The following is a 25514-nucleotide window of genomic DNA, read 5'->3' as shown; positions in this document are numbered from 1 at the left end:
CTCTCTAATTGGCTTTTTTATCTATTAAGTCGATTCTGTCATACATTACTACTTACCAGTCTCATTATCTTATGTTAAAATTGACGCATATCAATAATTTTAACTTGATTGAGCCTTAAATATGATCCCAGAAAAAAGAGTTGTTCGTCGCATCCAGTCTGGTGGTTGTGCTATTCATTGTCAGGACTGCAGTATTAGCCAACTTTGCATTCCTTTTACACTGAATGAACATGAACTGGATCAACTTGATAATATCATCGAGCGCAAAAAGCCTATCCAAAAAGGCCAAGCTTTATTTAAAGCTGGTGATGAGTTGCGCTCATTATATGCCATTCGCTCCGGTACAATAAAAAGCTACACAATAACTGAGGAAGGCGATGAGCAAATTACCGGTTTCCACTTAGCTGGTGACCTTGTTGGTTTTGATGCCATTATTCATACACAGCACCCAAGTTTTGCACAAGCACTTGAAACCTCAATGGTTTGTGAAATCCCATTTGAAACATTAGATGACTTATCAGGCAAAATGCCTAATTTACGTCAACAAATTATGCGATTAATGAGCGGTGAAATTAAAGGTGATCAGGAAATGATCCTTTTACTGTCCAAGAAAAATGCTGAAGAACGATTAGCTGCATTTATTCTTAATTTATCTCATCGTTTTGCAGAGCGTGGTTTTTCACCAAGAGAATTTAGGCTAACCATGACTCGTGGTGATATTGGTAATTATCTCGGTCTAACCGTTGAAACTATTAGCCGTCTTTTAGGTCGTTTTCAAAAAAGTGGTATGCTTAGCGTCAAAGGCAAGTACATTACTATTGAAGATATGACGAAGCTAACTGATATTGCAGGTAAAGTTACAGCTATTACATGCTAACCATCCTAAACGGATCACATTCTTAGTGGTCCGTTTTCGTTTTTTTTCCCAGATTTCTTGCCTATTTAATGCCAATATCATAGTTTATCTATGTGGAAGTATCCGTATATCGAGAGGATTTCAATATGGCAAACTATAAAAACCTGCTAGTTGCAATTGACCCAAATCAGGATGATCAACCTGCATTAAGACGTGCTGTCTACATCGTGCAGCGTAATGGTGGACGGATAAAAGCGTTTCTTCCTATCTATGATCTTTCCTATGATATGACAACATTACTCTCCCCTGAAGAGCGTAATGCAATGCGTAAAGGGGTTATTAGCCAAAAAGCGGCCTGGATTAAACAACAAGCCCATTTTTACCTTGAAGCTGGGATTGATATTGAAATTAAAGTTATTTGGCATAACAAGCCATATGAGGCCATTATCCAAGAGGTTATTAGTGGAGAACACGACCTGCTACTGAAAATGGCACATCAAACCGACAATTTTGAATCAATAATTTTTACCCCACTCGACTGGCATCTACTTCGTAAATGCCCTGCGCCAGTTTGGATGGTAAAAGATAAAGTTTGGCCTGATCATGGCTCAGTTGTAGTGGCCGTAAACTTATCAAATGAAGAATCCTACCACGACGATCTCAATATTAAACTGGTTGAAAAAACTCGGGATTTAGCAACCCGTATCATTAAAGAACAAGAGATTCATTTAGTGAGCGCGTACCCTGTTGCACCGATGAATATCGCCATCGAGCTGCCGGATTTCGACCCTAGCCTATACAATAACGCTCTTCGAGGCCAACACCTAATCGCGATGAAGGAATTACGCCAAAAGTTTGCTATCGATGAAAAATACACTCATGTCCGTGAAGGGCTACCTGAAAAAATAATTCCCGATATGTGTGAAGAACTACACGCCGGTGTAGTTGTATTGGGGATTTTAGGCCGTACAGGAATTTCTGCTGCCTTTTTAGGTAATACAGCTGAGCATGTGATTGATAAACTCAAATGTGACTTATTAGCCATAAAACCGGATGGCTTTGTATGTCCTATCAGTGCAGCTGATGATGATTGATTTCACTTCCCCCCATTTTTAATGGGGGGTTCCTATTAACACTTATTTCTACATTAAATAGCGGCCAAGGTTTCATCGGGTTGTAAATGACTTGATTAAACCTATCAAGCTCTACCTCATCTCAGGCTTATATTGTAAAACCATCTTTCAATATTTTGTCGTCATCAGTAGTAAATTATCCCCCTGTAAAACAGGGGGAATAATAAAGATGTAAAAGCAATTTAAATAAGCTAAAACCATCATAAAAAATACAATTTGCTCAAAGTTGAGCAGATTTGGAAATATTTTACATAGAAATTTTCACAAATAAAGGAGCGGATTTTATAGTATTATTGATTTCCTCTGTTTTAGCATAAGCCGCATCAGCATCAGTTGTATTAAAAATCACAACACAATCAATTAATTTATTCTCTAAAAAACCAATGAAATCATTTTTATTCACTACGCCAAACGTGATGTTATTATCCAAACCTGAAATAACTTTATTGCTATTTTCATAATTATCTATATCCTTAACAACCTTATTAGCCAAATTAATATATGATGTTTTCAGATTAAATACTTTTTTTCTGGTATCTAAAGTTCGATTATGCTCTATTCGCTCAAACTCAGTCATTTCTTTACTATTTAATTCTTCATTTAATCTACTAATATTAGCATTTAATTCCACCATATCTCTTTCAAAATTACTTACATGTCTAAGATGATTTGGCCCAGTATATTCCCCATTTTTTTCATAGTTATTTATCGCGGAATAATTTTTGTTAGCCTTATACAATAATTCCCCATGCTTACGGTAAAGAAGTGTAGCTTCAAGCTCCACATTGATTAAATACCTTTCAACATCATAAGGTAGGTCAGACAATATTTTTCGTAGTTCACTCCCTATTGCAGGGATATTATCGAACTTATCGAACATCCCTTTTAGTTTTGTAGATCGTTCCAAAATTGAAGTAGCAGCCTTTTTTCGAGAGCCTGGATTATCAATATAACCTCTTATTTCAGATATTAATTTATTATGAGTATCTATGCTACCCTTTAATTCATTATAATGATTATCAATCTGTTCAAGATACTCCTTAACTAATCTATATTCTTCAGGCTTAAGTATTTCACTCTTTCCTTGGAGGTCTACCTTCAAGATACGTTGGCGTTCTGGCTCATTTTTTGCCATATGTTTTTCATATAGCTCAGTTATTTTTCGCACATATGAAATATTATTATTTGTAGAAATTATGGAACATTCTAAATCAATAATATAATTAGCCTGAGTAGCTTTATCAAACATAGCATTTTTCATTTTAAAACTCCGTTTTAAGAAAATAAAAAAGTAAGAGCAGGAAAAACAATAATACATTAAATACCCAAAAACAAATTTAATATTCGTATATTACGCACATTAAAATAACAATAAAAAAATACCATTATCACAATGAATGATTATTTCAAATAGATAATAAGACATTTGATGATGTATGATTTTATTTTCCATCTAAACTTTAAAGTTAAATAATGTATCTAATACCTTATTTAATAAAGCCATATCCAGTTTTATGCTTAATATATTAACAAGGCTTAACACCATAAAAGTGGGGCTACTGGTATCGACCAATAGCCCCATTATATTAATTAAACGTTTTAATTATTTAGTAGTTATAGTGCACGTAAGATGGCATCAACGCTATCTTTCGCATCACCAAATAACATTTGGGTATTTTCTTTAAAGAATAATGGGTTTTGTACACCGGCATAACCTGTATTCATCGAACGCTTGAATACAATGACATTACTCGCTTTCCAAACCTCAAGCACTGGCATCCCAGCTATTGGGCTATTTGGGTCCTCTTGTGCCGCAGGGTTAACTGTATCGTTAGCACCAATAACTAGCACAGTATCGGTATCAGAAAAATCGTCATTAATTTCATCCATTTCTAATACGACATCGTAAGGAACTTTCGCTTCCGCCAATAATACGTTCATATGCCCTGGTAAGCGCCCAGCAACTGGGTGGATACCAAAACGAACTTTGACCCCACGTTCCCGCAACTTAGTGGTAATATCAGCAACAGGATATTGAGCTTGCGCCACAGCCATACCATAACCCGGAGTAATGATCACTGATGTTGAGTTTTTTAGCATTTCAGCGACTTCTTCCGCTGACGTTTCACGATACTCGCCCATCTCTTCTTCAGAGCCAGTCGATGACCCATCGGTACCAAACCCCCCCGCAATAACACTAATAAATGAGCGGTTCATTGCCTTACACATAATATAAGACAGAATTGCACCTGAGGAACCAACCAATGCACCAGTTACGATCAGTAAGTCATTACTTAACATAAAGCCTGCCGCCGCTGCTGCCCAACCTGAGTATGAGTTAAGCATCGAAACAACGACTGGCATATCAGCACCACCAATAGAGGCGACCAAGTGCCAACCAAAAGCTAATGCGATCACAGTCATGATTAACATTAAGAACACTTGTAAACCAACGCTTTGGGTCTTAACGAAAATCACTAACAAAATAAATGAAACAACCAGTGCCGCTAAGTTAAGTTTATGTCTATTTGGCAACATCATCGGTTTAGATGACATTTTGCCTGACAACTTGCCGTAAGCCACAACCGAGCCCGTAAAGGTCACCGCACCAATAAAGATACCTAAGAAAACCTCAGTTAAATGAATATTTTCCATTACGACATCAGCATGTGCTTCACTTGCGATAAAGCTATTGAAACCGACTAGTACCGCAGCTAAACCAACAAAGCTATGTAAAATAGCCACCAGTTCAGGCATTTCCGTCATTTCAACTTTTTTTGCTAAACGGACTCCAATCACGGCACCAATCACCATGGCAACGATCATCCAGCCCACATTTGCGCTATGGGGACCTAATATGGTAGCAACGAGTGCGATAGCCATCCCCACGATGCCATAAGTGTTCCCTCTTTGAGAACTTTCATGGCGCGATAGCCCCGCAAGGCTAAAAATAAATAGGATAGCAGCAACAATGTAAGCCGCTGTCACAATTCCACTTGACAACATAAGTTACCCCTTATCCTTTACGAAACATTTTTAACATGCGTTGAGTTACTGTGAACCCACCGAAAATATTGATACTTGCTATCAATATGGCAATAAAGGATAAGAAGCTTACCCAGCCACCACTCCCTATTTGGAGTAAGGCACCGACAACAATAATCCCTGAGATTGCATTCGTGACTGACATTAATGGTGTATGTAATGCATGAGTCACATTCCAAACCACGTAATAACCAACAACACAAGCAAGTGCAAATACCGTGAAGTGTGATAAAAACTCTTTTGGCGCTGAATTGGCAAACCAACCAAATAATACAATTGCTAATGCCATCAAGCCATATTTCACCACTGGCGACATCTTTTTCTCAGGCGCTTTAACCTTTTCAACTGGTTGCGGCTTCGCCTGCGGTTGAGCAGATACCTGAATTGGAGGTGCTGGCCAAGTGATTTCCCCTTGTTTGATCACCGTTACACCACGAATAACTAGGTCGTCGAAATCGATATCAATTTCACCATTTTTATCTTTACACAATAATTTCATCAAGTTAACAAGGTTAGTACCATATAACTGTGATGATTGTGTTGGTAGGCGGCTTGGTAAATCTGTGTAACCAATAATTTTTACACCATTATCAGTAACAACTAGCTTATCAGCTTGAGTTAACTCACAGTTCCCCCCCGTTTGTGCGGCTAAATCCACAACCACACTTCCCGGCTTCATTGATTCGACCATTTCTTTAGTAATCAATTTAGGAGCAGGTTTTCCAGGGATCAGAGCAGTAGTGACAATAATATCCACGTCTTTAGCTTGAGCCGCGAATAATTCCATCTCAGCCTTGATAAAGGCTTCTGACATCACTTTCGCATAACCATCGCCGCTTCCAGCTTCTTCTTTAAAGTCCAATTCAAGGAACTCAGCGCCCATACTTTGGACTTGCTCTTTCACCTCTGGGCGAGTGTCGAATGCACGAACAATCGCACCAAGGCTGCCAGCCGCGCCAATAGCCGCAAGCCCAGCAACCCCAGCCCCGATGACCATGACTTTTGCTGGCGGAACCTTACCTGCTGCGGTAATTTGACCAGTAAAAAAGCGACCAAATTCATGGGCAGCTTCAACAATCGCACGATAACCGGCAATATTTGCCATTGAGCTTAGCGCATCAAGTGATTGTGCTCTTGAAATACGAGGGACTGCATCCATAGCCATCACATTAATATTACGCGCTTGTAGAGCATCCATTAGCGCAGCATTTTGAGCTGGCCAAATAAAGCTCACCAGTGTCGCTCCCTCTTTTAATAACGGTATTTCATCTTCCAGTGGAGCGTTGACTTTAAAAACAATATCAGCTGCAAATGCAGTGTCACGATCAACTATTTCTGCACCTACCTGCTCGTATGCTACATCATCAAAACTCGCTAAGTGCCCTGCGTCTTGTTCTACACAGACAGAAAAACCCAACTTTACTAGTTGAGTCACTGTTGAAGGTGTAGCAGCAACACGCGCTTCATTGGCAAGTCGTTCTCTTGGTATACCAATACGCATAATGTTCCCTTTTTAAAGCCTAAAGTAATGTTGTTGATTGAATGTTTGCTAAAATAATGACCATCATCACAGAGAAAAGTCTTATTTTGTGTATAAACAGATTTTTAATGTTCTAATAACCTACTGAAAATATGCTTCTTGATCCATAATTGATCACGATTCTTAGACAGTAAATGGAATTCGCAGTGAAAATCTTAGTTTTAGGTCAATAAAATACTGGATACTTTAAAAAATCTGGTAAATTTAACTAGTCAATAATTATTTATTTCTTATAAAAAGAAAATCATGAGACAACAGGTTCAGTTACGTGTAATAATCACGTACATGTGATACAACTAAGATTCAGCACTTTTATAATAAATTGCGCAAGGCGGAAGGATTTTGTATGAAGCTGAAAACTACGGTCATCGCAGCCGCGGTGTTATCATTAACTAGTATAACTGCTACTCAGGCGGCTGTTGAATTGACGCCAAAACAGGCTACTGAATTAAAACCTTATGAGCGTATAACAGTTACCGGGCGCTTTAATGCTATCTATGAAGCATCCGATGCAGTCTCCCGTAGGGCTGATAAAATGGGGGCGTATGCCTTTTACATTCAAAGCCTTGATGATGTAGGTGATAGCGGCAACATGCGTGTTGTTGCGGATGTCTACGCGAAAGATGCACCTAAAGTCGACGAACCAAAACGTCGTGTCTTTGGCGGTGTTGAAGAAATGACTAAAACTGACGCTGCACAGTACGAACCTTTCGATACTGTTACAGTTAGCGGTTTTTACCCTTCTCAACCAGACCTTTACGAAGCTATTGCAAAAAAAGCGCTCGAAAAGAATGCAGCATCATTCTATGTCGTACGTAATATTGCAATGAACGATGGTGGTAATACCTTAGCAACCGCGTACATCTATAAAAAAGATGCACCAAAACGGCAAGTTCTCAATGAAGATGCTGTTGTTCCCGCTGATTCAGATGCAGGTCGAGCGCTGCTCGCTGAAGGTGGTGAAGCGGCTAAAAAGGTAAGAATACCTGGTGTTGCTTCATCCGAAGAACCCACAACAGCGGTAGGTCGTTTCTTTGAAACTTCTAGCAGCCAACCTGGTCGAACAAGTGTAACACTACCAAGTGGCTATGTAATTGAAGAAGTCAATAAAACAGCTGCTGCACAAATGGTTCCATTTGATTCAATCACCTTCTCTGGTTACTACACAAATACACCAGAAGTACGTTATCAAATTGCAAAACGTGCTGAAGCGAAAGGTGCCAAATATTTCCATATTACAAGAGAATGGCAATCTAACGGTGGAAGTGTCACCATTAGTGCCGATTTATTTAAGTAATAAATAACGTCTCTAAAAAACCAGTCTAATTATCTAGGCTGGTTTTTTTATTTTAATAACTCAAAATGCTTGAAACCCCATCTTTACCTCTTTCTTCTGATACTTTTTCATCATTAACATAAAAGTGAATAAATCATCCAATAAAATGCATACTTTCCCATTGCATATCGGCCATTTCATTCGTAGAATCCCACAACTTAAATTACGGCAGTCAAAGTCACTAGATTATTTAAACCTGCCAGTTAAACTCATTACTGCAATGACGTTTTAACGTCATTTTAACTTTTGATTGCTAAACACTCAGGATTTACTTTGAAAAATACATTGAGCCTTACTGCACTAACCGCCCTTGTTCTTAGTTCAATGGTTGGTGCTGGTGTATTTAGCCTTCCGCAAAATATGGCCGAAGTGGCTAGTCCACTCGCTTTAATCATTGGTTGGTCTATTACAGGTGTTGGGATCTTATTTCTCGCATTTGCTCTATTACTATTGTCTCGAATACGCCCTGATCTAGATGGCGGCATTTTTACCTATGCAAAAGTTGGCTTTGGTGAACTCATCGGGTTTTGTTCTGCGTGGGGTTATTGGCTCTGTGCCGTTGTAGCAAACGTGTCCTATCTCGTTATTGTTTTTGCGGCGATCAGCTTCTTTACTGATACCCCTGATAACATTATTTTTGGTGATGGAAATACCTGGCAGGCATTGATAGGTGAATCAATACTATTGTGGTTTGTTCATTATTTAGTTCTACGAGGCGTACAAACCGCCGCCGGCATCAATAAATTAGCAACAATGGCTAAATTAGTTCCCCTTGGCTTGTTTATTGTCTTGGCGTTTTTTGCATTTAAATTAGATATCTTTAATGCAGATTTCAGCGGAATAGACCTAAAAATGCCGGTTTGGGAACAAGTCAAAGATACTATGCTAATTACCCTTTGGGTATTTATTGGTATTGAAGGTGCTGTAGTTGTTTCTGCACGCGCAAAAAACCGCAGAGATGTTGGTTTAGCAACAGTCTTTGCGGTTAGCTCAGCACTAATCATCTATATCCTTGTTACCCTACTATCACTCGGTATTATGCCTCGCGCTGAACTTGCAGAAATCAAAAACCCATCAATGGCGGCTTTGATGGTTAATTTAATGGGCTCAAGTGGTGATATCATCATTGCTGCTGGGTTAATTATTTCGGTATGCGGTGCTTATTTAAGCTGGACAATCATGGCTGCAGAAGTACCTTATATTGCGGCTCAATACCAGTCATTCCCTAAAATTTTCAATAAATTAAATAAAAATGATGCCCCATCTTCATCATTATGGCTAACCAACGGTGCGGTACAGCTCTCACTGGTTTTAATTTGGCTCAGTGGTAGCAATTATAATACATTGCTAACAATTGCCTCTGAAATGATTTTAGTGCCTTATTTCTTGGTTGGCGCATTTTTGATGAAGGTTGCATTTGAGCGCCATAACAAAGCATTACTTGCCGTCGGATTTATTGCCAGCATCTATGGTTTATGGTTACTTTATGCATCAGGTTTAATTAACTTGCTATTATCTGTGGTGCTATATGCCCCTGGCATTCTAGTCTTTTTCTATGCTCGCCAACAACAGACCAATAAGGCCCCATTAAAAACGATAGAAATAATCATGGCTTATGCTATTGCTGTCGCAGCAATACCCGCACTCTATTATTTACTCGCATAGCGTCCATCATTTAGGTAGGCTTAGTCTAATATTATTAAGCCTACCTTCTTTGACCATATAGGCTCATCATTCTCACTGTATAAATCATCTTTTTTCGTTATCTCCCCCCTCTCTTTGTTTTCAATTTCAACCTAGTTAAATGTTTATTTTGTACGAGCACAGTGGCTAATTGGATGTAATTCTTACAGTATGTTGTAACTAAATCAGGGTGAAAATAGTTTTATTAAATACGAAGCTAAATAAAAAAGCTTCGTGCCGTTAAGTACGAAGCTTTGGTAAATCAAAAGGCGATTATTACGACAATTTTTGCGATAAGCTATCCATCGTCTGAATAATTCTTTTATCTGAAATTGGATAAGGCGTCCCTAATTGCTGAGCAAAGAGACTGATACGCAATTCCTCTATCATCCAGCGAACCTCTTGTACTTCAGGCATATCTTTTTGAATTGGTGTCAGTTTTGCTAACCATTGCTGCCACATATTTTGAATGTGTTCGACTTTACTCATTTGAGCCCGGTCACGATTTGGGTCAATAGCCAACTTTTCAAGGCGACGCTCAATACCATTTAAATACCGCAACACGTCGGGCAAACGTTTCCAACCATGAGCAGTGACAAAGCCTTTAAATACCAGCCCCCCCATTTGTGCTTTTATATCAGAAAGTGCTAGAGCCATCGAAAAGTCTACTCGCCCTTTCAAACGTTTACTAATTGCAAATACTGCACTAAGAATTTGCTCAACTTGCTTTGCAATAGTGACAACGACATCGTTTAATTCAGCACGAGCAAACTCTTTAAGCTTCTCAAATTGCGCTTCATCCCACACAGCTCCACCAAAATTAGCAATTAATTGGTCTACCCCACAAGAGATACAGTCATCGATTAGGTCTAAAACTTTACCATAGGGATTAAAATACAACCCTAATTTCGATTTATTCGGTAGTTTTTCATGCAAATATTTAATGGGTGATGGAATATTTAGCAATAATAACCGGCGAATACCACACCACATCGCTTGCTGTTGCTCAAATTCTGTTTCAAATACACGAATTCCTACACTGTTTTTTTCATCAACTAAGGCCGGATAGGCTTTAACTGAATACCCCCCTCGCTTTTGCTCAAAACGTTGAGGTAATTCGCCAAAACTCCAAATATGTAAACCAGATTGTTCAATCCCATCGTCAACGACCTCAGAGAGTGTTTCTTGCACTTTTTCCTTCAGGCTATTTTTCAAAATATCGAGATCTTGGCCTTCCGCAATAGTTTTATTTTTGTCGCCAATAACACGGTAAGTCATTTTTAAATGTACAGGAAGTTGGTCAAGCTGCCACGCTTCACGTTCAACAGTCACTCCAGTCATCCGACGCAATTCTTTTTCTAGCTTGTCTAACACACTACCTTCAGGTTCTGGCACACGCTCAAGAAAGGCTGAAGCATAGTTTGGCGCAGGAACGAAGTTTCTTCTAATTGGTTTGGGTAATGACTTAATTAATGCAACAATCAATTCATGCCGTAAACCTGGCACTTGCCAGTCAAAACCCATATTCTGCACCTGATTTAAAATAGCGAGAGGAATATGTACTGTCACGCCATCTGCATCAGTGCCTGGTTCAAATTGATAGCTTAAGCGAAATTTAAGCTCCCCTTGATACCAATAATTGGGGTAATCAAGCGCCGAAACTTTACTGGCATCTTCTTTGATTAACATGCTTTTTTCAAAACTTAGCAAGTCTGCCTGCTGTTTTGACGCAGTTTTCCACCAGTTATCGAAGTGGCGTGAAGAAATCACATCATTCGGGATCCGCTGGTCATAAAAAGCAAATAAGGTTTCATCGTCAACTAATATGTCACGTCGACGTGATTTATGTTCTAAATCCTCAACTTCAGATAACAGTTTAAGGTTTTCTTTAAAAAATGCGTGACGCGTTACCCAGTCCCCTTCTACTAAGGCGTGCCGAATAAATAACTCACGACATAATAAAGGGTCAATGTTGCCATAATTCACTTTCCGCGCTGAAACAATCGGTAAACCATATAAGGTCACTTTCTCTGATGCCATTACCGCACCTTCAGATTTTGACCAATGGGGTTCACTATAGCTATACTTCGTCAAATGCTCTGCTAATGGTTCAATCCACTCAACATCAATAGAAGCCGCAATTCTCCCCCATAATTTTGATGTTTCAACTAACTCTGCAACCATTGCCCATTTAGGGGGCTTTTTGAATAAACCTGAGCCAGGAAAAATGGTGAACCGCGCATTCCTTGCTCCAGTATATTCTGGTTTATCAACATCCTTTTGCCCGATATGTGAAAGTAACCCAGCCAATAAAGAAATATGGATACTACGAAAATCAGCTGCTGAGCTATTAATCGCAAAACCTTGTTCTTTTACAACTTGCCTTAGTTGCGTATATAAGTCTTGCCATTCACGAATACGTAAATAATTTAAAAACTCTTGTTTGCACATTTTCCTAAATTGAGCGTTAGACAGCTGTGTTTGTTGCTCTTTCAGGTAATCCCAAAGGTTTAAAAAAGCCAAAAAGTCTGATTGTTTGTCATGGAAGCGACGATGTTTTTCATCAGAAGCTTGTTGCTTATCCAAAGGCCTTTCTCTTGGATCTTGGATTGAAAGCGCAGAAACTATGACCATCGTTTCCCTAATGGCACCATGTTTTCTCGCCTCAATAACCATACGAGCTAACCTCGGGTCAACAGGCAGTTGGGCTAATTGACGACCTGTATCTGTTAATTGGTAGCCCTTATCTGCCTGCCTATGAGGTTTAATTGCCCCGAGCTCCTCCAACAGTTTTACGCCATCTTGTATATTACGTTTATCAGGAGCCTCTACAAATGGGAATGCAGAAATATCACCAAGGCCTATAGAAGTCATTTGCAAAATAACTGAGGCTAAATTGGTCCGTAATATTTCCGGGTCAGTAAACTCCGCTCGTGAAAGAAAATCCTCTTCCGAATATAGGCGAATACAGATACCATCAGAAACACGCCCACAACGCCCTTTTCGTTGATTCGCAGAAGCTTGTGAAATGGCCTCGACAGGCAAACGTTGCACTTTTGTTCGATAACTATAACGACTGATCCGTGCATAACCTGTATCAATTACATATTTGATACCAGGTACTGTTAATGATGTTTCTGCTACGTTGGTCGCTAAAATAATTCGCCTTCCTCCATGAGGATGGAAAATACGATTTTGTTCTGTATTAGAGAGCCTTGCAAACAAAGGAAGAATTTCAGTGTGACGTAATGACAACTTTGATAAAGCATCAGCAGTATCACGTATTTCACGTTCACCACTCATGAATATCAGAATATCACCATTACCTTCTAGTGATAATTCGTTAACAGCATCAACAATCCCATCAATTTGGTCACGGTCACTGTCATTATCTCCGCCAACAATTGGGCGATAACGCACTTCTACAGGGTAAGTACGCCCAGATACCTCAACAATTGGCGCATGATTGAAGTGCTTCGAGAACCTTTCAGGATCAATAGTTGCTGAAGTAATAATAACTTTTAAATCAGGGCGTTTGGGTAATAATTGACGCAAATACCCTAAAATGAAGTCAATATTTAAGCTTCTCTCATGTGCTTCATCGATAATAATCGTATCGTATTGTAGGAGTAATTTGTCATTCTGCAGCTCTGCAAGGAGGATACCGTCCGTCATCAATTTAATTTGGGTGGTTTCACTCACTTGGTCATTAAAACGGACTTTATAACCCACATTAGTGCCCAATTCACACTCTAATTCTTGTGCTAAACGAGAAGCAACTGACCTAGCAGCAAGGCGACGCGGTTGGGTATGGCCAATATAGCCGAGTACACCTCGTCCAAGTTCAAGACAGATTTTTGGAATTTGGGTTGTTTTACCTGAGCCAGTTTCACCTGCAATAATAACCACTTGATGTTTTTTAATCGCATCAAAAATAACATCTTTTTTCTGGCTGACCGGTAAATTATCAGGGTAAACAATTTTAGGTGGATTTAACCTTTTGGCTAACACCTTCTGCTTAGCCGTTTCAATATCCGACTTAATGATATCAAGTACAGCTGAACGCGATTTTTCATCTTGAATTTTCGCGACTCCATGCACTCTTTTTTTCAGTAACCATTGGTCACGTAATGAAGTTTGTCCAATATCAGCGTTTAATGCTGTCAGTATGGATTTCACTTTTTAATCCTTATATTTTTAATTACAATTACGATAGTCATTAAACTTCGCCGTTTAGAAGTAGCATTTAGATTAGGTTTTGATTGTTGTTATTACATAAAAATACCATCATTTTTTTTGAAGTAAGCTATCTAATTTTCTTTCTATCAATCAGTTATGTATCACGTATGATTAGAGTAAAGTAATACAATAAATTTGAGGAACATATGAGTAAAATATTACTATTGAAATCAAGTATTCTTGCTGACTACTCACAAAGCAATAAAATGGCAGATTACTTTATTCAGCAATGGCAGGAAAAATACCCAGCAGACGCAGTTACTGTACGTGATTTAGTCAATCAGCCGGTCCCAGCAATTGACAGTGAAATTTTAGCAGCTTTTGGCCCTAGTGACACGAAAACAGAACAACAACAAGCACATTTAGACCTATCAAATGCATTAATTGAAGAAATCAAAGCTCATGATACGATTGTTATTGCAGCACCTATGTACAATTTTACGATTTCGTCTCATTTAAAACACTACTTTGACTTTATTGCACGTTCAGGCCATACCTTTAAATATACAGAACAAGGTTCCGTTGGTTTATTAAAAGATAAACGCGCTTATGTATTAACAAGCCGAGGCGGCATCTATAAAGATACACCTGCTGATACTATGGTGCCTTATTTAACATTATTTTTGAATTTTATTGGTATCAGCGATATTGAGTTTATTTTTGCTGAAGGGACTGCGTTAGGGCCCGATTCAGTTTTACAAGCTCATCAACAAGCTCAAGAACATATAAATAACATCATAAATTAATAAGCACCTCATATACCTAAAGCTACCATTGTTATAATTTGCGCGCTTTCTTAGTGCGCTTTTTTAATTCTTTTGTAGCCATTGCCCATTAATTCCACGTACATACTCCCCTTCACTTGCTCGCTCAACTAATTTCTGCCCAGCAATTCTCGCTACTTCGCTAGTTTTTAGATTGTTTTTTTTAGCAATCTCACTATACTTTTTTTCGCGTTCTTGATTAATTTGGTTTGCCAACTTTACAGCATCTGGATTATTTGTATTAACAGGGGCTAAGTATCCTGATAATGTTTCTCCTAACACCCCTCGATCTTTCGCTTCATCAATTGTTAATGCCATAGATTGAAAAACACTAAACAATGAGCATAAGGCTAACACTTTAATTATCTTACTCATTTTTCACTTACCTCGCCAAATAGATCACTGTTTTCCTTAAGTAACTCCTCAACCTGCCTATCCGCTTTTATTTGGATTTCATGCTCAATTTTCACATTCATATTAATGTTAATTGGCTTATCCGGGGTGGCAACCTCAACTCGCAAACAAGCTGATAATAAAAAGGTTATTACTACTACTGTACTCAGTTTCAATATATTCACATTCATCCCTACGCCTATTATAAATTTTTTTCTAACCACTCTTCTAAAGAGCTACCAAATCGCAAACTACGCCATAGTTGAAAGATATTTTCTTCATGATGATAATTTAAATGAACTTCACGCCTTTTCTTTTCTTGCGTGTTATAACCTTCAAGGATCGTTTTCATCGTTAACATCCCTAAATTAGTTATATTTACATCTGTTCTGCTACGCTGTATTTCTAAATACTGCAACCAACTCATTGCAGAACCTGCAGATATATTATCTTCACGAATAGAATCGACAAATTGGGTATCTAACCGTAAAGTCAGCGGCCCACTGTTTTCCATCCAACCATTTTTAACTATCCATTCCGGATTATTTAAATAAAATGGCAGCTCTCCATTAACTTTACCTGAGACTGCAAACTGTGACACTTTCAGTATGGTAAATAACTGGCTAAGTTCAATTTGTCGCAATTTAATCGTTGAAGCTTGTGTCTGTGGCCAGCGTAATAAATCCATTGAAATATTCCCTCCTAATGTCTTAAAACCGACATTAGTTAGCTTCAATGGCGCACTATCTGTTGGAGGATAACTTCCAGATAAATCAGCTTTAATATCCGTAAGTTCAAATAAATTATTTAGTTGTTTAATCCGTAATTCAACAGGTGTTTTTCCACCCAAAGTCCATGTGCTTTGCTTTAACCGCCATGGTAATACAAAATTTAACCCCGATAGGTCTCCATCTTTCAGCCAAAGGCTAGTATTTTCAACTCTCCAGTGCCCACCAGCAATAAAGCCATCTTCAGGTGTAATAGAAAATGCAGCTTGAGAAAATAATTTACCCTGTTTTAATTCAATACCAAGATCTGCGGGTATTAATGTTTGAAATGCAGTCACTGATTGCTCAGGCCAACGGGCTTCACCTCTTAGCCTTTCCCCATCCCAACGACTAAAAATCACAATTGGCCCAACATCCTTAGTACTCAGGTCGCCTTTTAACTGAAAATCAGCAGGTGATTTACCATTAATATCTGCATTTACCGTGATTTTTGGTAAATAACTTTCTTTACCAAATTGCATTCGTTCACTCGTAAGTTGCAATGACCCCTTAAAGTTAGCTTTGTTGAGATCTCGTTGCCAAGATAAAGGTTTTGTTAATTGCAAACGCGGTGCACTCATCGACAGTAAACCATAGTGTATTTGGTTAAAACCTGTCGTTAAATTATTTAGTGTAATCAGTGTATCTTGCCAACTACCATTTCCTTTAATATCCCAATTAGCAGAGATTGAAGGCAATACAGCATTCCCCCAATAATTCCAAAACCATGTGCCGTTATCGAGGGTAAATTTATTGGCTTTACCATCTAAATGGATATCAAAATCCCCCCAATATTGCTCTTTAACCTTTAATATCGCTTGTAGAGGCCCGGAAATACCCTCTTCACTAAGGGAAGTGCCTGCAAGAGGTAAACGGATTTCTTTAATTAATACTGTTGGTGATGCTCTTCCATATGCTCTAAGTAATGACCCCGATAAAAATGAGATTTTTGCCGCGGTTAGTTCGCCTGATACTTGAGCTGGCAAGTTGATATCTAAAATCATATCTTCATATTTCACTCTGCCATTAAGCTGAAAATTGACCGCAGTATTTATTAAATCAATATGTGTTGGGGGCAGAGTTAATACTAAGTTTGCTTTTCCTTTTTTCCCTTGAGTCAATAGATTGATTCGCCCTGAAAAAACCATTTCACTCAATATATTATTCCAGTTATTAACCTGTAAGTTTATTCCCCCTTTTAAAGGAATATCAGCCTCATCCCACTGCCATTTACCGTCGGATATTTGAATAACTTCAGGGGTTAAAACCCAAGGAAGGTGGAGTATTTCTTGCTGTTTGTCTATATCAACGACACTTATTTTACCTTTATTATTTCCCCAACTAAATTTAGCAGTCAGGAATTTTTCAGGGTTTAATAATTTAAAATTAGCGTTTAACTCACCTTTCTCAGGTAATCGATTTGCCGTCAAAGGTAATTGGATTTCACCTGAAAGCTCTAACGTTTGTTTTTGTTCTGGGAGGTATGTAGAAAATTCTTGAATAACCAATTGATTATCCGCGGTAATTAAAGAGGTTAACTGTAAATTATCTCCTCTAAAATCCAATTTTAAAGGATCAGTATGGCTACTTCTGAGCCATAAGCTACCTTGGTAGTCCTCCCAAGGATGAACGTCTACATTTTTTATGACAAGCGAAAACTCGGGAATACTGCCTATCAGCTGCTCAACATTTATAGCATCATCTGTGCCATGACTACTTGATTTAATAGCACTAAAACATTCAGGAGCCACAGTGAGGTTATCAACAATAAAATGCAATGGGAATATTGAAACCCGAGTATTTTTTATCTCAACTAACTTGCATTTATCGACGTTTAGATTGATCTCGCTAAGTTGTAATTGTCCTTCTATAATACGCGGCGTTGAAAATGAAAGCTTCAACGGTTCAGGAAGATAGTGAGAAGCAACCACTGGAGCCCAACGAGAAATAGTAATCCATAATAATGCTAAGAGAGCAATACTTACCCCTGAAAAACAAAGTAATATCATAAATGCTCTTTTTAATAGCTGCATTAGCTTCGTCCTTGTCTGATTTGCTCTACACTGCAAGTAATGAAGTTCATTCGACTGTCACATTAACTCATTGTCTAGCAAGCATAAACTATATCTGATTGTAAACAGATACCTATTTTCTTAATTTATAGGTGATTTACAAACTTAATTGCCTTATTCTGAGTTTATATTTTGTAGGTACACATTTTTACCTACTGTTATTTTATTGGTTCCTAAAAACTGGAGTCTCTCTGATGAAAATTGTTTCTTATAGTACCAAACTGTATGACCGTAAGCACATGGAACAAGTTAATCAAAGTTCTGGGTTTAATTTTAATATTGAGTATTTTGATTTTCCATTAACGGTTCAGACTGCAAAAAATGCGGTAGGTGCTGATGCCATTTGTATTTTTGTTAATGATGAAGCCAACCGTGCTGTTTTAGAAGAATTAGCTGCATTAAACATTCGAATTTTAGCTTTACGCTGCGCGGGTTTTAATAATGTCGATTTACAAGCGGCTAAAGAATTAGGGATTCAGGTGGTACGTGTGCCTGCTTATTCCCCAGAAGCCGTTGCTGAACATACTGTTGGCATGATGCTATGCCTAAATCGCAGGATCCACCGAGCATACCAACGGACTAGAGATGCTAACTTCTCTCTTGAAGGTTTAACCGGTTTTAACATGCACAACCGCACTGCTGGCATTATTGGAACAGGTAAAATTGGCCAAGCCACTCTACGTATTTTAAAAGGTTTTGGGATGCGACTCCTAGCCCATGACCCATATCCAAACCAAGCAGTTTTAGATCTTGGGGCTGAATATGTGGATTTAGATACCTTATATAAGCAATCAGACGTTATTTCTCTACATTGCCCATTAACCGCAGAGAATCATCACCTACTTGATGAAAGTGCGTTTAATAAAATGAAAAAAGGGGTCATGATCATTAACACCAGCCGCGGTGCACTCATAGACTCTGTTGCAGCAATCAATGCGTTAAAATCACAAAAAATTGGTTCGTTAGGTATGGATGTATATGAAAACGAACGTGATTTATTTTTTGAAGATAAGTCTAACGATGTTATACAAGATGATGTTTTCCGTCGTCTTTCATCTTGCCATAATGTGTTATTCACGGGGCATCAGGCATTTTTAACTGAAGAAGCGTTGATAAGCATTAGCCAAACAACGCTTAATAATATTCGCCAAATTAATAGCGGTGAAACTTGCCCTAATATTGTTAATGCTTAGTTGGATAATGGAACAATGAAACACCTAATTCCACTTACAATTTTAAGTGTACTATTAGCCGCTTGCCAAACACATCAAGTGAATGCCAGAAATGACGACCAAGAGCTTAGAAATAAATTAATGCACCATCGTTTTATTCTGACCGAAGTTGACGGCAAAACGATTCAAAATAAACAAACAACGCCATCTATTTCTTTTGGTGAAAAAATGTTTATTTCAGCATCAATGTGCAATGATTTCAACGGGTTCGGTAATATTAACAATGCTAAAATTACCGTTAAAGATCTAAATAAAACAGAACTTGAATGTGTCGATGAAGATTTATCAAAATGGGACCCATTAATAAAACGAATGTTAACTGATGGTGCAACTGTTACGTTGAAAAATAATCAACTTGTCTTGATTCAAGGGCATTACAAACTCGTGTATACCTTACGTGATTATATGAATTAACAGGCAAGATTATCTACTCACGGTTTGCATTCTATTGACTAAAATGCCTCCTGTTGGGAGGCATTTTTCATTTAACACAAAAATTATTTGGCTTGGTCAAACAGTAAATTAATCTTCGCCGCTTCTGCAATACGGGCCATATAATGACTAATATTTGTACTGAATGACAATTCGTCGACAATACTCAAACTACGTAGAATTGGGAAAATAATAAAATCATTAATATCAATAACTTCCCCACGTGTTTCTAACCACGCATCTAATAATGACATTTGAGGTTCTAACTCTACCAATAAAGTGTGAGTTTCTTTCTTCAGTTCTCCTAAATCACCATGCGATTTGGTAGAGCGTTCAATATAAGCCTCCCTAGCTTTAGTTGTACTGATTTCAGGAAAATCAGTTTCAATGAAGCGAGGTGTCACAAGTTTATAAACGACTGAAGATACAGCCTTAGACCAAGTTTCTATTTCAGGAAAAATCTCCCCATTAGCATATTTAGGTTCATTAAGGCTATCAATATAATGGACAATATCTAAGCTTTCCGGTAAATAGCTGCCATCCTCTTTTTGTAAGATAGGTAACATTTTTTTACCTATCATACTGATAGGTGTTTCTTTATCATCATCCAGTAAAACAACCTGCTCTACCGCTAACTTCTTCAAACCAAAAATCATTCTGGCTCTGACACAAAATGGGCAATGGTCATAAACATATAGTTTCATTTTTAACCTCATTGTTCAGGGAGTAAAAAAACCCAATACATATTTACAGTATACTTTAGTGATTTTGTTTATGTGTGAATGATTTGTAAAATTTCACTTACTTTTAGTGTTAATAAAGTGCACAAAATCCCAATAATGAAGTAATAATCATGACAAAATAACCACATTACAGAAATGCCAGAGAGACTTATGACGTTAGACTCTATTGCTATCATTCTTTTTAATGAATTTGAAACCCTTGATGTCATGGGGCCTGTAGAGGTATTTGGCCGCTTAGATAATTGCAAAATTAACTTTATTTCCCCATCTGGCTTACCTATGACTAGCTCACAAGGTGTCACACTTGAAACTATACGAGTAGATAAGCCTCGCTATAAACATATTTTAATCCCAGGGGGACAAGGCACTCGGCCTTTATCGCAAGACGATAGGTACATCCAATGGTTAATGAAACAATTTGAGTTTGCTGATACTGTGATTTCAGTTTGTACAGGATCTGCACTCATTGCAAAAACCCCTCTTTTAAATGGGCTTCGCGCAACCACCAATAAACTAGCCTATGACTGGGTTACATCGCTAAATAAAAAAATTTTATGGCAACCTAGTGCAAGATGGGTGCATGACGGAAAATTTTATACCTCTTCAGGTATTAGTGCCGGTATTGATATGTCGTTGCAAATTGTTAATGATTTCTATGGGTTAAATATAGCAACTGATATCGCTATTAAAATGGAGTATATATGGAACCAAAACCCAAAACATGACCCATTTGAAAAAGTCATCATATAAGATTATTTAAGCATTTATTTAAATTAATAAATACTCACATTTTATTAATATTATTAACCTATTAAAGCGTGTGTTTTATAGTTAATTTATATTTAGAGTTAATATATTAAGCATAAAATTAACAATATAACACCACATTCTTAACTTTTTCATTTGAATTTTATAGTTTGCTATTAAAGATATCGTAATTGGTTGTATTTATAGAGTTACCTATAGTACTTTCAATATAAAACATGCCCAGATTGAAAGTATTAAGCTAAATTTTCTATCTTTCACTTGCGCTAACAACCTTACTTTCAAGCAATAAAATAAAATTAATTATTTTTACTTATTAAGTGATACAATCCCCCTACTAAAAATAATGTTATTTTTTATTAATCATTAGTTGTAAATGGAGATTTTTATCATAATTATCATCATTAGAACTTTTAAAGTACTTTAGTTTTTAATATACTATATAATGTAAATCTTATTAAAAATATTAAATATAACCCTTCATATAAATTGAGGATGTCATATGGACATTCATACTCTAATAGGTATCAAGATAAAAAACCGGAGAAAAGAACTAGGTCTATCTGGAGCCAATTTAGCTAATAAACTAAATTTAAGCCAACAACAAATATCACGTTATGAAAATGGTATTAATAAAATACCAATTAATCATTTGGTTGATATCGCAGAAGCGCTAAATTGCCCTATTGAATGGTTTTTTCAAGGTTATGTAAGTAGTTCAAAATCAAACGAAAACGGACTATCTAATGAACTTAATCAAGAGTTAAGATACACCGCTGAAAGTGTTATCGCCCCTTCTAAAGATCAATATTAATACAATCAAAACATTAAGTTCATACAAATAAAGTACAAATAACATAAGCATTTTTATGCCATGTTATTTGTACTTTTATTTTCCTAAGATTATTAAAATAAAATGGCTAATCTTCTACATAAAGATTAGCCATTTATTTAAAGTTGATTTTATCAACTTACAGAACATCACCAAAAATTTAGTTTAATTATAATCACACTAAATCAAAATTTATGTATAAAACTTTAATCATAGGTAATATTAAAAACCATTTTAGAATTTACTTCTCCAGCAGAAATTGTACGGCCATATTGGTAATAACGAGCTTTATAATTTAAATCAAGATATTTTGTTTGCCGGTCAACTAAACGTCCAACGTTGTATTTTTCATTAAACATAAGTGGTTTATTAGCTTTACGTTCTAAAACTTGTATACCAACCCCTGTAGCTCCGCTACTGGATTTATTCTGATTAACCAAAACACCTTGTCGGTTATTCATATTTGTTGGAATATCGCCGCTGAAAGTCATATTAACATTTGCAAAACCAGAAATACTAACACCACCACTGCATATTAATCGAATATCAAAATCTTTTTCGCCTGCCGTCGCCCCTGTACCATTCAGCTGTGAGCGCTTAATAGGATCAAGATACACATTTTTTTCAGTTCCCCCTTCAACTTGGCAAGAAGGTGAAACTATTGTGATAGCTTCAGCATCTAACTTAGTAATTAAAAACGGGTCGTTGTTTGGAGTATATCCATAAGACGTATAAAGACCACTTGCTATAGTTCCAGAACCGGTAACCGGAGCAGTTTTCACCAGAGTTAAAATAAATTTTGAACCCGCAAGATAATAGTTACTTGATCTAGGCGCATAAAATGTATCCGGGTACGTCATTCTCACCGCACCTTCACGGTGAAATTTCATACCAATTCCTGGCACATTTGTCTGGTAAATTTTGTTCCCTACTGGAACTAAACTTGGCATAGTCACGGAGGCTGTTATCGGTGTATTCCTCGTACAATACGCATAAATAGCACTTGAGTTTTCCCGCATATCCCATGTTTGCTCCGCAATGGTATCGCCAACATTTAAGTTAGGGTCTACCACGACTCTCCCCATCTGCATATTTAATTCATATGTCCGGGTTGAAGTTCTATTACAATACGCAGAAGCATAACTCGCGGTAAGAAACACACCAACTCCGATATACAAGCAAATTTGTTTCGTTATTGACATAAACTTTCCTTACTATTGCCAGCTTCTAAAGAAAATGAACACTGCCCGTTTTCCCATTTTATAATTGCCACTTTTGCAGTTTCGCTACTAATAAATACTGTACCACCTTGACCAACGATACCTATGGACTCACCATCTATATCAGTAACATTCGCCCCAAATGGCAATGGCTTATTTCCAGGTCTTACAACATTAAATGCGATATTCTTTTCGACTTTAGTACCAAATTTAACCTTAACGATACTCCCTTCATAAGGAACAACTTGCGTTGCTGTATTTTCAAAAACAATATCTTCAGGACTTCCTTTTGGATCAATTTCTACATTATTAATGCGATAAGCTCTGACATAAGGAGCAATAGCATAACCATTTCCGTCAATCCGTGTTCCCGGTGCTCCCATGATTGATGCACCTTCCGCACCTTTCGCTTCAATTAAAGCCAACGTTGTTGAAGTATTTGGTGTGAATGTGATGCCTTCAGAGTGCACAATCATTGAACCATTTGCACCAAGCCCAAACTGACGATACCCCTGACCTTGGCTATAGTTCGCATTCGTATTAACAAACGGTGCACGATAACCCGTATTCAAACCAATATTTTTCTGTCCACCATTTGCAACTGAAGTATTTACGCCATAAGTCCAATTATTATCTCTATCAAATGCACCACTCGCACCGATTTGGCTGGAACCAAATTTTTCATTATTGAATGTCGTATTTGAAGTTAATGTTGCGCTCTGACTCTCACCGAAATACAGTGGGTAGCTAAAGTTTAAGTTGATGCGGTCATCTTTTTTATTATTGGTATTTTCCGCATAAACTCTCATAAATGCGACGCCATAAGAAAGACGATTAAAATTATTGTTATAACTCAGTTGGTATTGCTTTTCTGTCCCTGACTTATCCCAGTAATTAGAAATACGGCCCGTAAAATAAACCCCACCATAACCATCAGGAAGGTTTTGATTTACTGTATAACTAAAGCCATTTTTCTCGCGTCCTAATGTATTCTCTACGCCACGCTTATCGTTATCTATCGCATATAATGCATTACTGACGTTATAGTAATCTTTCGTTGAATACCGATAAGCAGCTAATACCAAGTTAGTATCCGTTTGAGTAAACAAACGACTAAATGTTAGACGGTAACTTTGTCCATTTTCTGTTCTATATTTGAATGCGGTTCTAGACTGAGTTAAATCCACAGCAACTGCACCAAACCCAGTGTTAACACCAGTACCAACTAAGTAAGCTTGATAGTCATCAAATGCAGTGACACCACCATAAAGCGTAAATGTATTATTTAAACCATGTTGAATAGTACCCTGCATAATAAATGGACGATTTCTCAATCCATCAGCATCAGCCTTACCACCAGCAACTTGATAACGTGTAAAACCAGGACGTAATAACTGCGCTAATGATGAGTATGGCACGCTAAAACTACTTTCACTTCCATCAGCTTCTTTTACTGTTACAACTAAGTCATTCCCGTAGCCTGATGGATAAACATCCGTTAAGCTAAAAGGCCCAGGTGAAACCGTTGTTTGATAAATAATAGAATTATTTTGCGTTACTGTTACTAAGGCATTACTTTGTGCTATTCCTCTGATTTCAGGCGCGTATGTTGCCATTCCATCAGGATACATATTGTCATCTGTTGCTAGTTTTGCACCACGCAAACTAATACTGTCAAAGAGGTCACCATCGGTATAAAACTGCCCTGCTGTCGCTTTTGCTTTTAGTTCAGTGATTGGTTTTTGCAGATATGTTTGATTGCTATTCCAATTCGTTCCACCATGACGCTGCCAATTAAGGTTTCCAATATGTTTGAGTAGCCACCCATCAAAACTTAAACCAGCATTCAGCCCTAAATAAGCGCTAGCGTTATTCGTTCCCTTTGAGCCACTGGTATGGTTATCATAATAGTTAGCCATATAACCGATATTTAGTGCAGGAATGCCCGTTTCCCAAAATTGAGGAGAAACATAACCACGGGAAGTTCTCTGTTCATATATTTGCGGAACAGAAATATCCAAACGCAATGTAGAAGAATGAAATGTATCTACAACGTCTTTTTGATCATTCCAATCCATTAAAGGTAAACAAGTATTCCTATCTTTACTAACCGTAGGATTTAGCTTTTCAATATTAATACCAAAGTCAGAAAGCATTTCTGGTGTATAACACACCCCTAGTTGACCGTTTTTTTGTTCTTCAAAATTAAGATCGTAGCGCCCCTTCCAATTGTTATTCGTATATACGTCAACTGAATATTTACCGGGGCTGATCCCTGAAGAATTGAAACGCGTTAAATCAACATCTTCCTTACTACCTATAATAAAACCACTATTAAATTCATAGGTTGTATCTTCTTCACCCCAAGCATAAAATGTAGGCACCATGCATGCAGTGACAAAGCAAGTCACAGAGAGCGTATTGCTATATTTATTTATTAACTCTCGCTGTTTCATTATATA

At 37.5% G+C, this 25514-nt stretch carries 19 protein-coding genes; 9 read left to right on the top strand and 10 right to left on the bottom strand.

What is annotated here, in order from left to right; translation table 11 throughout:
- The first annotated feature begins 121 nt into the window (after positions 1 to 121).
- Both ACHB7C_RS02925 and uspE read left to right on the top strand, forming a co-directional pair.
- Complete coding sequence (locus ACHB7C_RS02925; protein ID WP_042843842.1) at positions 122 to 877, top strand: FNR family transcription factor; 756 nt, start codon at positions 122 to 124, stop codon at positions 875 to 877.
- A gap of 125 nt (positions 878 to 1002) precedes the next feature.
- On the top strand, positions 1003 to 1950 hold the full coding sequence (gene uspE / locus ACHB7C_RS02920; protein ID WP_048607154.1) for a universal stress protein UspE: 948 nt from the start codon (positions 1003 to 1005) through the stop codon (positions 1948 to 1950).
- Between the two features lie 286 nt (positions 1951 to 2236).
- Here uspE and ACHB7C_RS02915 read toward each other — a convergent pair whose 3' ends face one another.
- From ACHB7C_RS02915 to pntA, 3 genes are all read right to left on the bottom strand, one after another.
- Entirely contained in the window at positions 2237 to 3250 is a 1014-nt protein-coding gene (locus ACHB7C_RS02915; protein ID WP_272686002.1) for a hypothetical protein, read from the bottom strand.
- Positions 3251 to 3603: 353 nt separating this feature from the next.
- Positions 3604 to 4992 (bottom strand): Re/Si-specific NAD(P)(+) transhydrogenase subunit beta, encoded by a 1389-nt coding sequence (gene pntB / locus ACHB7C_RS02910; protein ID WP_042844348.1) that lies wholly within the window; start codon positions 4990 to 4992, stop codon positions 3604 to 3606.
- Between the two features lie 13 nt (positions 4993 to 5005).
- Complete coding sequence (pntA, locus tag ACHB7C_RS02905) at positions 5006 to 6535, bottom strand: Re/Si-specific NAD(P)(+) transhydrogenase subunit alpha (RefSeq protein WP_048607149.1); 1530 nt, start codon at positions 6533 to 6535, stop codon at positions 5006 to 5008.
- 385 nt (positions 6536 to 6920) lie between these two features.
- On the opposite strand from pntA, the gene ydgH reads away from it, so the two are divergent.
- Positions 6921 to 7871, top strand: coding sequence for a DUF1471 family protein YdgH (gene ydgH, locus ACHB7C_RS02900; protein ID WP_071548056.1), 951 nt, complete (start codon positions 6921 to 6923; stop codon positions 7869 to 7871).
- 363 nt (positions 7872 to 8234) lie between these two features.
- Complete coding sequence (locus ACHB7C_RS02895; protein ID WP_395346592.1) at positions 8235 to 9575, top strand: amino acid permease; 1341 nt, start codon at positions 8235 to 8237, stop codon at positions 9573 to 9575.
- A gap of 294 nt (positions 9576 to 9869) precedes the next feature.
- On the opposite strand, the gene hrpA is transcribed toward ACHB7C_RS02895, so the two are convergent.
- Positions 9870 to 13772: an ATP-dependent RNA helicase HrpA gene (gene hrpA / locus ACHB7C_RS02890; protein ID WP_210855698.1), complete on the bottom strand. Its 3903-nt coding sequence runs from the start codon at positions 13770 to 13772 to the stop codon at positions 9870 to 9872.
- 206 nt (positions 13773 to 13978) lie between these two features.
- On the opposite strand from hrpA, the gene ACHB7C_RS02885 reads away from it, so the two are divergent.
- Positions 13979 to 14578 (top strand): FMN-dependent NADH-azoreductase, encoded by a 600-nt coding sequence (locus tag ACHB7C_RS02885; RefSeq protein WP_042843850.1) that lies wholly within the window; start codon positions 13979 to 13981, stop codon positions 14576 to 14578.
- A 63-nt stretch (positions 14579 to 14641) separates the two neighbouring features.
- On the opposite strand, the gene ACHB7C_RS02880 is transcribed toward ACHB7C_RS02885, so the two are convergent.
- Genes ACHB7C_RS02880 through ACHB7C_RS02870 form a run of 3 tightly spaced genes read right to left on the bottom strand, consistent with a single transcriptional unit; the run spans position 14642 to position 17789 of the window.
- A complete protein-coding gene (locus ACHB7C_RS02880; RefSeq protein ID WP_042843851.1) occupies positions 14642 to 14971 on the bottom strand; it encodes a YdbL family protein in 330 nt (109 codons plus the stop codon).
- Positions 14968 to 15180: a YnbE family lipoprotein gene (locus ACHB7C_RS02875; RefSeq protein ID WP_042843852.1), complete on the bottom strand. Its 213-nt coding sequence runs from the start codon at positions 15178 to 15180 to the stop codon at positions 14968 to 14970. The genes ACHB7C_RS02880 and ACHB7C_RS02875 overlap by 4 nt, the downstream gene beginning before the upstream one ends.
- An 11-nt stretch (positions 15181 to 15191) precedes the next feature.
- Complete coding sequence (locus ACHB7C_RS02870; RefSeq protein WP_048607145.1) at positions 15192 to 17789, bottom strand: YdbH family protein; 2598 nt, start codon at positions 17787 to 17789, stop codon at positions 15192 to 15194.
- A gap of 233 nt (positions 17790 to 18022) precedes the next feature.
- On the opposite strand from ACHB7C_RS02870, the gene ACHB7C_RS02865 reads away from it, so the two are divergent.
- Entirely contained in the window at positions 18023 to 19021 is a 999-nt protein-coding gene (locus tag ACHB7C_RS02865) for a 2-hydroxyacid dehydrogenase (protein ID WP_042843854.1), read from the top strand.
- A 15-nt stretch (positions 19022 to 19036) separates the two neighbouring features.
- Positions 19037 to 19474 (top strand): META domain-containing protein, encoded by a 438-nt coding sequence (locus ACHB7C_RS02860; RefSeq protein WP_042843855.1) that lies wholly within the window; start codon positions 19037 to 19039, stop codon positions 19472 to 19474.
- An 83-nt stretch (positions 19475 to 19557) separates the two neighbouring features.
- Here ACHB7C_RS02860 and grxB read toward each other — a convergent pair whose 3' ends face one another.
- The gene (grxB, locus tag ACHB7C_RS02855; RefSeq protein WP_395346335.1) at positions 19558 to 20196 is read right to left on the bottom strand and encodes a glutaredoxin 2; all 639 of its coding nucleotides are present in this window, start codon (positions 20194 to 20196) and stop codon (positions 19558 to 19560) included.
- A gap of 189 nt (positions 20197 to 20385) precedes the next feature.
- Between grxB and ACHB7C_RS02850 the strand changes: the two genes are divergently transcribed.
- Positions 20386 to 20985, top strand: coding sequence for a DJ-1/PfpI family protein (locus ACHB7C_RS02850; protein ID WP_129465883.1), 600 nt, complete (start codon positions 20386 to 20388; stop codon positions 20983 to 20985).
- 517 nt (positions 20986 to 21502) lie between these two features.
- Positions 21503 to 21814 (top strand): helix-turn-helix domain-containing protein, encoded by a 312-nt coding sequence (locus ACHB7C_RS02845; RefSeq protein ID WP_042843858.1) that lies wholly within the window; start codon positions 21503 to 21505, stop codon positions 21812 to 21814.
- 224 nt (positions 21815 to 22038) lie between these two features.
- Here ACHB7C_RS02845 and ACHB7C_RS02840 read toward each other — a convergent pair whose 3' ends face one another.
- The gene (locus tag ACHB7C_RS02840) at positions 22039 to 23034 is read right to left on the bottom strand and encodes a fimbrial protein (protein WP_129465882.1); all 996 of its coding nucleotides are present in this window, start codon (positions 23032 to 23034) and stop codon (positions 22039 to 22041) included.
- Positions 23025 to 25508 (bottom strand): fimbria/pilus outer membrane usher protein, encoded by a 2484-nt coding sequence (locus ACHB7C_RS02835; RefSeq protein WP_272671337.1) that lies wholly within the window; start codon positions 25506 to 25508, stop codon positions 23025 to 23027. Before ACHB7C_RS02835 ends, ACHB7C_RS02840 begins: the two co-directional genes overlap by 10 nt.
- Positions 25509 to 25514 lie beyond the last annotated feature (6 nt).

It is taken from the genome of Providencia sp. 2024EL-00732 (assembly GCF_044006275.1).
Lineage (GTDB): Bacteria > Pseudomonadota > Gammaproteobacteria > Enterobacterales > Enterobacteriaceae > Providencia > Providencia huashanensis.
This window is presented reverse-complemented; position numbering and strand designations above follow the sequence as displayed.

Excerpts from the sequence above, each read along its gene's own strand:
- ACHB7C_RS02880 (WP_042843851.1), bottom strand. The coding sequence starts at position 14,971 with ATGAGTAAGATAATTAAAGTGTTAGCCTTATGCTCATTGTTTAGTGTT.
- ACHB7C_RS02840 (WP_129465882.1), bottom strand. The coding sequence starts at position 23,034 with ATGTCAATAACGAAACAAATTTGCTTGTATATCGGAGTTGGTGTGTTT.
- ACHB7C_RS02875 (WP_042843852.1), bottom strand. The coding sequence starts at position 15,180 with ATGAATGTGAATATATTGAAACTGAGTACAGTAGTAGTAATAACCTTT.
- grxB (WP_395346335.1), bottom strand. The coding sequence starts at position 20,196 with ATGAAACTATATGTTTATGACCATTGCCCATTTTGTGTCAGAGCCAGA.
- ACHB7C_RS02925 (WP_042843842.1), top strand. The coding sequence starts at position 122 with ATGATCCCAGAAAAAAGAGTTGTTCGTCGCATCCAGTCTGGTGGTTGT.
- ACHB7C_RS02850 (WP_129465883.1), top strand. The coding sequence starts at position 20,386 with ATGACGTTAGACTCTATTGCTATCATTCTTTTTAATGAATTTGAAACC.
- ACHB7C_RS02870 (WP_048607145.1), bottom strand. The coding sequence starts at position 17,789 with ATGCAGCTATTAAAAAGAGCATTTATGATATTACTTTGTTTTTCAGGG.
- ACHB7C_RS02865 (WP_042843854.1), top strand. The coding sequence starts at position 18,023 with ATGAAAATTGTTTCTTATAGTACCAAACTGTATGACCGTAAGCACATG.
- ACHB7C_RS02835 (WP_272671337.1), bottom strand. The coding sequence starts at position 25,508 with ATGAAACAGCGAGAGTTAATAAATAAATATAGCAATACGCTCTCTGTG.
- ACHB7C_RS02845 (WP_042843858.1), top strand. The coding sequence starts at position 21,503 with ATGGACATTCATACTCTAATAGGTATCAAGATAAAAAACCGGAGAAAA.
- uspE (WP_048607154.1), top strand. The coding sequence starts at position 1,003 with ATGGCAAACTATAAAAACCTGCTAGTTGCAATTGACCCAAATCAGGAT.
- ydgH (WP_071548056.1), top strand. The coding sequence starts at position 6,921 with ATGAAGCTGAAAACTACGGTCATCGCAGCCGCGGTGTTATCATTAACT.
- ACHB7C_RS02915 (WP_272686002.1), bottom strand. The coding sequence starts at position 3,250 with ATGAAAAATGCTATGTTTGATAAAGCTACTCAGGCTAATTATATTATT.
- pntA (WP_048607149.1), bottom strand. The coding sequence starts at position 6,535 with ATGCGTATTGGTATACCAAGAGAACGACTTGCCAATGAAGCGCGTGTT.
- ACHB7C_RS02860 (WP_042843855.1), top strand. The coding sequence starts at position 19,037 with ATGAAACACCTAATTCCACTTACAATTTTAAGTGTACTATTAGCCGCT.
- ACHB7C_RS02895 (WP_395346592.1), top strand. The coding sequence starts at position 8,235 with ATGGTTGGTGCTGGTGTATTTAGCCTTCCGCAAAATATGGCCGAAGTG.
- ACHB7C_RS02885 (WP_042843850.1), top strand. The coding sequence starts at position 13,979 with ATGAGTAAAATATTACTATTGAAATCAAGTATTCTTGCTGACTACTCA.